This is a genomic window from Tissierella sp., assembly GCF_032104385.1.
Taxonomy (GTDB): domain Bacteria; phylum Bacillota; class Clostridia; order Tissierellales; family Tissierellaceae; genus Tissierella.
On sequence record NZ_DAMCHJ010000003.1, the window covers coordinates 120,756 to 132,741 of the forward strand.

At 29.1% G+C, this 11,986-nt stretch carries 12 protein-coding genes; 9 read left to right on the plus strand and 3 right to left on the minus strand.

Features of this window, described 5'->3' with window-relative positions; translation table 11 throughout:
- Positions 1-227: 227 nt before the first annotated feature.
- Positions 228-2,003: a glycosyltransferase gene (locus tag RT714_RS04530; RefSeq protein WP_313756395.1), complete on the minus strand. Its 1,776-nt coding sequence runs from the start codon at positions 2,001-2,003 to the stop codon at positions 228-230.
- 78 nt (positions 2,004-2,081) lie between these two features.
- Positions 2,082-2,801: a glycosyltransferase gene (locus RT714_RS04535; protein WP_313756396.1), complete on the minus strand. Its 720-nt coding sequence runs from the start codon at positions 2,799-2,801 to the stop codon at positions 2,082-2,084.
- A 99-nt stretch (positions 2,802-2,900) separates the two neighbouring features.
- Between RT714_RS04535 and RT714_RS04540 the strand changes: the two genes are divergently transcribed.
- Entirely contained in the window at positions 2,901-3,173 is a 273-nt protein-coding gene (locus tag RT714_RS04540) for a putative Se/S carrier-like protein (protein WP_313756397.1), read from the plus strand.
- A gap of 1 nt (position 3,174) precedes the next feature.
- Here RT714_RS04540 and RT714_RS04545 read toward each other — a convergent pair whose 3' ends face one another.
- Positions 3,175-4,446 (minus strand): hypothetical protein, encoded by a 1,272-nt coding sequence (locus tag RT714_RS04545; protein WP_313756398.1) that lies wholly within the window; start codon positions 4,444-4,446, stop codon positions 3,175-3,177.
- 95 nt (positions 4,447-4,541) lie between these two features.
- Here RT714_RS04545 and RT714_RS04550 point away from each other — a divergent pair, with 95 nt between their 5' ends.
- From RT714_RS04550 to RT714_RS04585, 8 genes are all read left to right on the plus strand, one after another.
- Positions 4,542-5,162, plus strand: a complete 621-nt coding sequence (locus RT714_RS04550) for a hypothetical protein (protein WP_313756399.1) — start codon at positions 4,542-4,544, stop codon at positions 5,160-5,162.
- Positions 5,163-5,208: 46 nt separating this feature from the next.
- A complete protein-coding gene (locus RT714_RS04555) occupies positions 5,209-5,718 on the plus strand; it encodes an Rrf2 family transcriptional regulator (protein ID WP_313756400.1) in 510 nt (169 codons plus the stop codon).
- Positions 5,719-5,736: 18 nt separating this feature from the next.
- The gene (gene nifS, locus RT714_RS04560; RefSeq protein ID WP_313756401.1) at positions 5,737-6,915 is read left to right on the plus strand and encodes a cysteine desulfurase NifS; all 1,179 of its coding nucleotides are present in this window, start codon (positions 5,737-5,739) and stop codon (positions 6,913-6,915) included.
- Entirely contained in the window at positions 6,916-7,353 is a 438-nt protein-coding gene (nifU, locus tag RT714_RS04565) for a Fe-S cluster assembly scaffold protein NifU (protein ID WP_313756402.1), read from the plus strand.
- 112 nt (positions 7,354-7,465) lie between these two features.
- Entirely contained in the window at positions 7,466-7,636 is a 171-nt protein-coding gene (locus RT714_RS04570) for a hypothetical protein (protein WP_313756403.1), read from the plus strand.
- 45 nt (positions 7,637-7,681) lie between these two features.
- A complete protein-coding gene (locus tag RT714_RS04575; RefSeq protein ID WP_313756404.1) occupies positions 7,682-8,866 on the plus strand; it encodes an AI-2E family transporter in 1,185 nt (394 codons plus the stop codon).
- A 171-nt stretch (positions 8,867-9,037) separates the two neighbouring features.
- A complete protein-coding gene (alaS, locus tag RT714_RS04580) occupies positions 9,038-11,674 on the plus strand; it encodes an alanine--tRNA ligase (RefSeq protein WP_313756405.1) in 2,637 nt (878 codons plus the stop codon).
- Positions 11,675-11,720: 46 nt separating this feature from the next.
- Positions 11,721-11,981, plus strand: coding sequence for an IreB family regulatory phosphoprotein (locus RT714_RS04585; protein WP_399325931.1), 261 nt, complete (start codon positions 11,721-11,723; stop codon positions 11,979-11,981).
- Positions 11,982-11,986 lie beyond the last annotated feature (5 nt).

The window sequence follows — 11,986 nt, forward strand, 5'->3', positions numbered from 1 at the left end:
CTTAAATATTAAATAATAATATATTCTGATTAGCCAATAGGATATATTCCAAAAAACGATAAAAACATATCTAGCTTATATTATAGATATGTTTTTATCGTTTTACTGACACTACTTTGTGATCTTAAAAAGTCATTTACATAATTAATAATTATAATAACGTGTTATCTTCAAAAATAGGTTTTCTTATTATCATAAATAATGTCTATTTTAATCCTTTGATTATATTAAAGAGTAACAATATCTTTAAATTTTTTTGTGTGTTTTATAGTAATACAATCTTTTAAGAATGCATTTTCACTAATTTTCCATGTGTGAGTATTTGTATCTATTCTTCGTAGGACAACATGATTAAATCTATCAGTAGAGTAGACTTTGATTCCTAAAGCCAAACAATCTGTTAGAAACTTTATGTCTTCTCCTGCGGAAATATCCCGGAACTTTACATTACTAAAAATATCTTTTTTCATAGTTAGTGTTGAGCCAGATAAATATTTTGAGTATTGATATTCTTGGCCAGGATTTCTTAAAACTAAGGATTGAGATTTTTCTAAATATGCATAGAAGCTACTCTTACCCACTACATCAGCATCAGTATATTTAAATGCATTAACACTATCTATTAAATAATTAGGAGCATAATAATCGTCATCATCGAATTTTGAGATATAGGGGTATTTTGATTTTTCTATTGCATAGTTTAAGCATTTGCCCAATGACTCTTTTTGTGGAAGTTTATATATTTTTATGTCCTCATGTTTATTTACCATGTCTTCCCAAGATCTTGGGTCTATGAAATCATTATTTATTATAATGATTAGTTCTTTTAGTGGATATAGTTGAGAAACATAGTTAGCTAATATATTTTCTAATGAATAGGGTCTATTTGTACATGTTATGACAGAAATTCCTTTTTTCTCAAAAATTGTTTTTTTAATTCCTAATTTATCTAATATAGTATTAAACCGGTGGGTGTAAGTGTGATGATTAAAGATTTCTCTTTGACCAAGAACAGAAAGTCTATCTCTTTTTTCTCTATCTTTTAGAAGTCGATATAGAAGTAAGTCTGTGTCATTTTGGTTATTAGACAAGAGAACTATATCTTTGAAATAATTCTCTATACCTTTAGAATAACTACTTATAACAGGTATTCCACTAGCTAGTAATTCAAATATTCTTCTTGAAAACATAGTAGGACTAACATTGACTGAGTTTACATTTAAAAATACTTCATATTTTTTATATTCTTTTATGATATCCTTGTAACTCAAAGAATCTTTTATATACGGATTATATTCTGGTGGAAATAAATTTTTCTTATTATTTAAATTATTAAATCTATCATATATAGCAAGACTATATTTAAAGGCAGGTTTCAGCATATTTTCAATATCCTTGCATCTATTAGGAAATTTATTATACCAACCACCTGCAAACGCTACTTTTCCTCTTTTATATTTATCTTTATCTATTGGATTATGAAGATATGGTTGTGCAGCAAAAGGTAGGACAAAAATATTATCGTGATTAACTATTTTTTTATATTCGGGTACACTATCTAAGTCAGTCGTGAAGATATAGTCAAAATTCTTTGCCGCTTCAATAAATATGTTAAAATCACAAGGATCTTCTTTCGCCCAAAATACAGTGGGAATATTATTTTCATTACAATATCTAATAATAGATAAAATAGTATTATCTTTATATAAATGGAGATTAGCGACTTTGCCAATCCACTCCTTGTTATAACCTTCCCAAGCAGCTTCGACAAACAAGAAATGAGGTACGGTATCTATTATCAATTGTTTCCAATTATTTATACCAAGCTGAATAAAGTTAGCTTCATATTTGAAACATTCATAGCTAAACTCATCAAGTATGCAAACTACTCTAATATTGTCTCGAATCTGAATTCCAATAGAATCTTTTAATTCCATTATATTTTTACTTTTTATTTTTTTAATTGCATGCTGTTTAAGATGTTTTTTATATAGACTCTCCATAACAGACCTCCTAAACTTTTGTTTATAATAAACTAAATTTATATATTATTTCTAACTAAAAAACATATCTATTTTATATTATAGATATGTTTTTTTAGTTTTATTGATACTATTCTCAATATATTCCTTATAATTTTCAGTTCTAGATAAAAGAGAACATTGTTTCATTATATATTCATTACCAATTTTCCACGTATGTTTACTTCTTTTATTTCTTACATACACATAATGATGTTTGTTTGTGGAGTATATTTTATAGCCAATTTTTAAACAATCATTGCAGAACTTAATGTCCTCTCCTAAGTTCACATCTTGGAAGCGAATTTTTTTAAATAATTCTCTCTTAAATATTAAAGTAGACCCAGCGACCCTAGTTACATATTTATTTTCCATAGTTATATTTTTAACTCCTATAAGTTTTTCTTCTATAAAATATACAAATGTACATGCCTTTCCCACTATGCCTACATTTTCCAAAGATAATGCTTTTATAGTATCTGATAGATAAAGAGGAGCATAGTAATCATCATCATCGAATTTAGCTATAATAGGATATTTAGATTTTTCCACGCAGAAATTTAGACATTCTCCTAAGGTTTTTTTGTTGCCTAGGTTATATAATTGAATATTATTATAAGGAAGAATTAATTCAAGTAATTTATTTAAATTAGTTACATTATAGTTAAGGGCAATAATTAATTCCTTTGGTTCATAATCTTGAGATATAAAATTTTCTATTATATTTTCCATAAGACCTATCTTATTTGTAGAACATATTACAGATATTCCTAAACCCATATTAACCACTCCTTAAAATATATATATTAATCCGTTAGAAAAAGTGTAACCATTATGGACTAAAGAAAATATTTTATAGTATAAGGAGGAGGTAATAATATGAACCGTAATTATTATATGGCTGTCTTTCAAACTAAAAATAAAGCGGTTTTTCTATATTCTGTACTTGAGTCAATAGGCTATACAAATTTTCAACTGATATCTACTCCTTGCACGATAAAAGCAGGGTGCAACTATGCAATAAAATTTATTAATATAAAATATGCAGATGTTTTAATCAAAGAAGCAAAAGAGTTAGATATTGGTACTCCAGATATATATCTTGCTGAAAATAAAGATGGTAGATACAAATATAAGAAAGTTTATATCTAGCTCACTTAAATAATTTATGAAAAAAAGATGTATTTCTTGAATTAATAGAGTTTTGCGTAATAATATTATCTAACTTATGCTCTATATTTTCTTGATTGTATAATATTTGAGATAAAATAGATTCTATATATTTATAACTATCTAATATATTATCAAACTTATCCTCCAGTTCATTTATAAAATCAGATGTAACTCTGATTGATTCTGGAGGTGTTTCTTTTTCTTCCGATTCTGCTAAAGGACCTTTATTAATTGTTTGGGGTTCCTTATATAAGAAGGAGTCTAAAAAGTATAATCTTAGATTATCAGAAGGATTACAATAAATATAATTAATTTTATTTATATTTGATTTAATCTTAGCTAATATTATATTTTGATTTAAATCTTCATTTCTTTTTCCGCTTAACCAAGAATTACCATAGTCTAACGAATATAGAAAATCTATATTATCTTTAGATACAAAGACTAATTTTAATTTATTGTTTTCCTCAAATATTATTGGGCTATATTTAGTTAATTTAATATATGGAAGTTTTATATCTTTCCATATATATTTTTCTTTTCCACTAGAACTCATTTTTAAATATTTAATTTGCTCTTTATCATCTAATTTTTCTAGCCATAAACCATGTAAATTATCTTGGGAATCTATAAATAAAAAAGGTGAGAAATTAATATAATTGTCAGAAGATATTTGTTTTGATAAGGAACTCCAAGACTTGGTATACGGGCTATAAAAGCTATGATATATTTGAGGATTATTCATATTACTTCTATATAACAGATGAATAGTACCTTGACTATCTACATCTACAACGAATGGATCTGGAGTTTTATTTGATATATATCTAATAGCATTATATTTTTCTTCACTGCCATAGATGACATGTTGGATAGTCCAAATATTAGAGTTTATCAAATTAGAATAATTATATAATATATGAATATTATTTTTAATCATTAGAATTTCTACCTGATTATAGATATTTGATTTCATATTAAACTTTGCTATTATAGCTTTTGACCATTTTCCATTGGTATATTTATAATAGTTTAATTCTCCAGTATTTATAAGTGCAATAAGATGTATTATATTATTTTCATCAATAAAAGTAGAATACTTTAATATATTTTTAGTATATAAATATTCAGACTTTAACATATTTAGTGATGAATCAAAAATCGTATATAGAATATCTTCATCTTTTGATAATTTAAATATAAATACTTCTTTATTAGAGTTAATAACAATATTAATATTTGGTTGAAACATTTATTTCACCTCCACAATTAATTAGTAGCACATTAGTATATCTATACATAATATGTTAGTGAATATGACTTTATTAAATAAAAGGAGTGAAAATAATGGCTGAATTTAATATTAATCAAGTACAAGAGTTGGATTGCGATTGTATTATTGTTGACAAAGTGTTTGCAAGCTGTCAGCAAAGAGAGTGTTTCCCTGAAGTGGAAGTAGAAGTATGTGATAAGACCTTTGGAAGCATAAGATTTAGACCTGGATTTATAGTACCTAATACATTAATAGTTACAGATACAGATACTCCTAATTTTAGAAGGGTAAGATTTACAGTAAGGGTTCCTTTCCAGGTTTTAGATCCTAGCGGAAATATAATAGCAGAAGGGTTTTTACCAGATATATTTAAAGACATTATATTATATATTCCAGATGCTAGGGATGAATTTGATTTTAGAATAGTTGTTGAAACTAGTTCTGAAGTTTTATTACCACCAGTGCAAACAGGAGATAAACTAGTTTTCACAGCAGGAGTATTTATTATAATTAAGGTAGTAGGTACAGTTCAACTTTTAATACCAACATTTGGTTATTGTCCACCACCACCTCCATGTGAAGAATTTAGTCCACAAGATGTTTGTGAGCAATTTATTGAATATGCAGAGTTCCCAGATTTTTTCCCACCTCAACTTGGTGACCAAGAATGCCCTCCATGCTATCCAGTACCATAGAGAAGAGCTGAAGTGCTCTTCTTTTTTTTATTTTTATAAAATGTGAATGTTGACAAAAATACTAGGGTATAATATACTTATTAAAGTAAAACCAAGGAAATTAGTTGGGAATAAAAGAGGTGAAAAAATGAAATTATCTACAAGGGGAAGATATGGACTAAAGGCTATGTTTCAATTGGCTTTATATCATGGTGATGGGCCAATACCCTTAAAACAAATTGCTGATGAACAAAATCTATCTGAAAATTATTTAGAGCAATTATTTTCCACATTAAAAAAAGAAGGATTATTAAATAGTGTTAGAGGTGCTCAGGGTGGGTATATGTTATCAAAAGAACCAAAGGAAATTACAGTTGGCAGTATCCTAAGAGCATTGGAGGGAAATATGGCACCATCTGACTGTGTTATGGATGATGAATTTGAATGCTCTAGGGAAGATAGATGTGTGACCAAATTAGTCTGGGTAAAGATAAAAGATAGTATTGATGAAGTAATCGATTCCATCACATTGCAAGATATGGTGGATGATGAAAATAAATTAAATAGAAAAGAGTAAACTTAGGAGGAAAAGTCGATGGAAAAAAATATATATATGGATAATGCTGCTACAACACCAGTAAAAAAAGAAGTATTAGAAGAAATGATACCTTATTTCACTGAAAAATATGGTAATCCATCATCTGTCTATTCTTTAGGCAGTTTATCAAAAAGAGCTGTAGAAGAGGCCAGGGGAAAAGTAGCTAATAACATTGGTGCAGATAAAAAAGAGATATTCTTTACTGGTGGAGGTTCTGAGGCTGATAACTGGGCTATAAAAGGTATTGCATATGCAAATAAAAACAAAGGGAATCATATTATAACTACTAAAATTGAGCATCATGCAATATTACACACTTGTGAATATCTACAAAAAAATGGATTTGAAGTAACTTATTTAGATGTTGATGAATATGGGTTAATTGATTTAGAAGAACTTAAAAAGGCCATAACAGATAAAACAATACTTATATCAATTATGTTTGCAAACAATGAAATCGGAACTATACAGCCAATTAAGGAGATTGGAGAAATAGCGAAGGGAAAAAACATATATTTTCATACAGATGCAGTTCAAGCAATGGGTCATATTAGAATAGATGTAAAAGAATTGAATATAGACCTTTTATCCATGTCATCACATAAATTCTATGGGCCAAAGGGAATAGGTGCTTTATATATTAGACAAGGAGTGAAAATTGATTCTCTTATATCTGGAGGAGGACAAGAACGAAATAGAAGAGCAGGAACAGAAAATGTACCAGCTATAGTTGGAATGGGGAAAGCTATTGAATTAGCTTATGAAAATTTAGATGAACATAATGAAAAATTAATTAAATTGAGAGATACCTTGATTCAAAAAATACAATCAAATATCTCCCACGTAAGACTAAATGGTCATCCAACCCATAGGCTTCCTGGAAATGTGAATATGTGTTTTAGGTTTATTGAAGGGGAATCTTTGTTACTAAGTTTAGATATGGAAGGAATTGCTGGCTCAAGTGGTTCAGCTTGTACTTCTGGGTCATTAGATCCTTCTCATGTTTTACTAGCTATTGGACTTCCTCATGAAATTGCCCATGGCTCTCTTAGATTGTCCTTAGGAGATTTTAATACAGAAGAAGAAATAGATTATGTAGTAGAAAAGCTTGTAAAAATAGTAGATAGACTAAGGATGATGTCACCACTATATGAAAAGGTAAGGGAGGAAAAATAAATGTACTCAGAAAAAGTAATGGATCATTTTCAAAACCCAAGAAATGTTGGGGAAATATTGGATGCAGACGGTGTCGGTGAAGTTGGCAATGCCAAGTGTGGAGATATAATGAAAATGTATCTTAAAATAGAAAATGGAATTATTGAAGATGTTAAGTTTAAAACATTTGGATGTGGTTCTGCCATTGCATCATCAAGCATGGCTACAGAGTTAATTAAAGGAAAGACTATAGAAGAGGCTATGGAATTAACTAATAAAGCTGTTGCAGAAGCTCTTGATGGACTACCTCCAGTAAAGATGCATTGTTCTGTATTAGCTGAACAAGCTATTAAATCAGCTTTATTAGATTATTCTAGGAAGAATAATGTTTATATTGAAGGTTTAGATGATGTAAATTTTGATGATGATCATCATGAGCACGATTTTGAAGAGCTATAAAAGAATATAAATATTTTTGTAATAAATTCTAATATTAGATAATACTAACAGAATTATTCTCTCCTTTTAGTGACAATATATATGATATAGATATAAAAAGGAGATGAATAAATTGTTTAATAATGGATATAAAAATAATGCATTTTGGGGAACTATTATAGGAACATCATTAGGTATAGTTATTAGCTCAGCAATAACACCAATAAATAAGAGAAAGATGATGAAATCTGCAAGAAAAATGAGATCTAACTTAAGAGATGGAATGAATTCCTTGTGGGGCTAGGCAGCATATGCTGCCTTTTCACAAATTTAAAAGGGGTGAAAAGCCATGAAGCCACCGAGTTTTTTTATTAAATTTATTTGGACACTTCTTACTATATTATTAATACTAACTATTTATTATCTTATTAATATTGGGAATAATTTTGTATCCGATAGGAAAAAGATTAAGATTAATGATAAAAAAATTTTACCGGTAATAACAGGATTGTTTTTTTTGATTTTGATTTTTAATTTATTTAAAAAATATCCAATATTATCAGAAACCTTTTACACCATAATTTTTTCTGCAATTTTAGCATATCTTTTTAATCCAGTAATTAATTTTTTAGAGTCTAAAAAAATAAACAGATTAAAAGGAGTTCTTCTATTATATCTAGGGATAGTTGCATTATTTTTAATTTTAGCATTTTTAGTAATACCAAAATCAACTACTGAAATAAAAAGACTTGTAGTATATATGCCTATATATTTAGAGAAAGCTTCCTCAGTAATAGATGAGTTATACAATAAATATTATTCCACTTTAGGTGATTTACCCCCAATGTTTCAAGGGGTTCAACAAGTTGTAATGGAAAATATAGTAGGAATAGAACATATGGTAGTAAATGGACTTAAAAATTTTATTGGGGGAATAATGAATACATTTTCAAAACTTGTAAGTTTAATATTAACTCCTATATTGACATTTTATTTTCTAGTAGATAAGGATTATTTTAAAAATAAGTTGATGGGATTTATTCCTGCAAAATATAAAGAAGATTGTAGAAAACTATGTTTTGAGATTGATGACTCTTTATCTAAATTTGTTAGGGGTAAAATAATCATGGCTGCATATGTGGGTATCGCAACTTCTATAGTCTTGCTTATTATGGGTATTGATTTTGCAATTGTAATTGGATTTATAACTGGGATTGCTGATATAATACCATACATAGGTCCATTTTTAGGATTTTTACCAGCAGTATTTTTTGCATATTTAATCAGTCCATTAAAGGCAATATGGATAGCCTTATTCTTTGTCTGTATACAATGGGCGGAAAACAATATACTTGCACCTAAGGTAATAGGAGAAACAACTGGAATTCACCCACTGATAATTCTTATTTCAATAATAATTGGTGGAGGTATATTTGGAGTACTGGGAATGATTCTAGCCGTTCCAGTAGTGGCTATTCTTATAATACTATTTAAATTTATAAGTAATAGAAGACCACCAAATATACAGAATTAAAGGTTCTCGTTATTGACAAATAGTTAATATTAAATTATAATCCAAATATATCGAATAGAGAATTTCGTCCCTAGAATAGGGACGTTTTTGCAATTTACAAAACGGATAAAATTAGATAGCTTCGAATGAACTTGGAGTCTATGGATAATCTTAAATGGAGAGGTGTATATAATGAAAAAGATGGGATTACATGAAATAAGAAAAGAATTTTTAGATTTTTTTAAAGAGAAAGAGCATTTAGTTGCACCAAGCTTTTCACTTGTACCAAAAAATGATAAATCATTATTATTAATCGGGGCAGGAATGGCACCACTAAAAAAATACTTTACAGGAGAGCAAACACCACCGAATAAAAGAATGGCGACATGTCAAAAATGTATTAGAACAGGTGACATTGATAATGTAGGCAAAACAGATAGACATGCTACTTTTTTTGAAATGTTGGGGAACTTTTCCTTTGGAGATTATTTTAAGAGAGAAGCTACTGCGTGGGCCTGGGAGTTTCTTACGGAAAGAATGGGCATAAATAAAGAGGATTTATGGGTAACTATATATTTAGAAGATGATGAAGCTTTCGAAATATGGAATAAAGAAGTAGGTGTTCCGGAAGAAAGAATAGTTAGACTAGGTAAAGAAGATAACTTTTGGGAACTGGAGGTTGGTCCATCTGGTCCATGTTCTGAGATTTATGTTGATAGAGGAGAAAAGTATGGGTGCGGATCTCCTGACTGTAAGCCAGGATGTGAATGTGATAGATTTATTGAAGTTTGGAATCTAGTATTTACCCAATTTGATAAAGATGAGAATGGAGTATATCATTCACTACCAAATCCAAATATTGATACAGGAATGGGATTAGAGAGAATTACTTGCGTAATGGAAGGAACAAAAACTATATTTGATACTGAGGCCGTTAGGGAAATCATTAGAAAAGTAGAAGAAGCGGCTAAAGTTAAGTATGGAAATGATTCCAAGAAAGATGAATCTATAAGAGTAATTACTGACCATAGTAGAGCCATGACTTTTTTAGTATCTGATGGAGTATTACCTAGTAATGAAGGAAGAGGGTATGTATTAAGAAGATTAATTCGTAGAGCAGCTAGACATGGTAAACTTCTTGGTATAGAGGAGGCATTCCTAAGTCAAATTGTTGATGTTGTAATTAACTCATGGAAAGTAGAATATCCAGAGATCAAGGAAAGAGAAGATCAAATCAAAAAAGTAATCAAAGCAGAAGAAGATAAATTCCAAGAGACAATACATCAAGGAATATCTATTTTGGAGGAATATATAGAAGAAATCAAACTAAATAATCAGAGTGTTTTATCTGGAGAAAAAGCATTTAAGCTATATGATACTTATGGATTTCCTCTTGATTTAACAAAAGAAATTCTTGAAGAAAGAAATTTAGAAGTAGATGAAGATGAGTTCAATGCCAATATGGAAGAGCAAAGAAACAGAGCTAGAAAAGCAAGAGATGAAGGAGACAGTGGATGGTCTACAGGTAATGAGCAAGATCTTTTTGAAGGATTAGAAACTACTTTTGTAGGATATGAAAAAACCAGTGTTGTATCTGAAATAATAGGATTATTTACTAATAATGAGAAAGCAGATAAATTAAATACTGAAGAAGAAGGAATTATTATACTAAGCGAATCACCATTTTATGGAGAATCAGGAGGGCAAGTGGGAGATACTGGAATAATAGAAGGTTCTGACTTTAAAGCTATAGTATTGGATACTAAACATTCTAAGGGTGAGCATTTAATCCATATAGTAAGGATTGTAGATGGAGTAGCTAAAGTCAGAGCAAAAGTAATAGCTTCTGTAGATGACAATAGGAGGGATTCCATTAGAAGAAATCACTCTGCAACTCATCTTCTTCATAGGGCACTGAAGGATGTACTAGGAGAGCATGTTAATCAAGCAGGTTCTATAGTTATGTCAAATAGACTTCGATTTGATTTTACTCATTTTGAAAGTGTAACTAAAGAGGAATTAAAAGATATAGAAAAAATAGTCAATTCTAAGATTCTTGAGAGTTTAGAAGTTATAACTATAGAAACCTCCCTTAAAAATGCACAAGAAATGGGAGTAGTAGGATTATTTGAAGATAAATATAAAGATGATGTTAGAGTGTTAACTATGGGTGACTATTCTAAAGAACTATGTGGAGGGACTCATGTTTCTAATACTGCAAATATAGGTTTATTTAAAATACTTTCCGAATCAAGTATTGCATCTGGAGTTAGAAGAATAGAAGCAATAACTGGTGGGGCTGTATATGAGTATATGAACAATATGGAGGAAAGTATTGGGGAACTATCTGATATACTAAAGACAAATAAAAATAACTTGTTAGAAAAAGCTAGGACTTTAGTTGATGAAGCAAAAGATAAGGAAAAGGAGATTGAAAGTCTAAAAACAAAAATGGCATCATCTATTGCTGATGAAATATTATCATCTAAACTGATTGTAAGCGAGGTATCTACAATTGTTTATAAAGTAGATAATATGGATATGAACAGCCTTAGAAATTTAGGTGATGAAATAAAAAGTCGTTTGGGTTCAGGAGTTGTAGTACTTGCTAGTGTAAAAAATGATAAACTTTCCTTTGTAGGAATGGTAACAAAGGATATTGTAGGAAAAGGTGTTCATGCAGGAAATATAATAAAGGAAGTTGCCATGAAAACTGGTGGCGGCGGTGGCGGAAGAGAAGATATGGCTCAAGCTGGAGGTAAAGACATAAATAAAGTAGATGAAGCGTTGTCTATTGTTCCAAATTTAATTAAAGAACAAATAAAATAATACAGGGTTTATATGGTATAATAGCAGTATATTAGGAGGTGTTTCTGTGAATAATAAATTTAATGAAACTATGAAATTTGAACCACCGATTGAAAAGATTGATTCTGTAGAGGAAATAATATTATCAGTATTCTATTCTTTAAAAGAGAGAGGTTATGATCCAGTTAATCAAATAATAGGATATATATTATCTGGTGATCCAACATATATTACTAGCCACAATAATGCAAGATCAACTATATGTCGTATAGAAAGAGATGAACTATTAGAAGAATTATTGAAATTTTATCTAATGAATAAAAGATAGTTTAG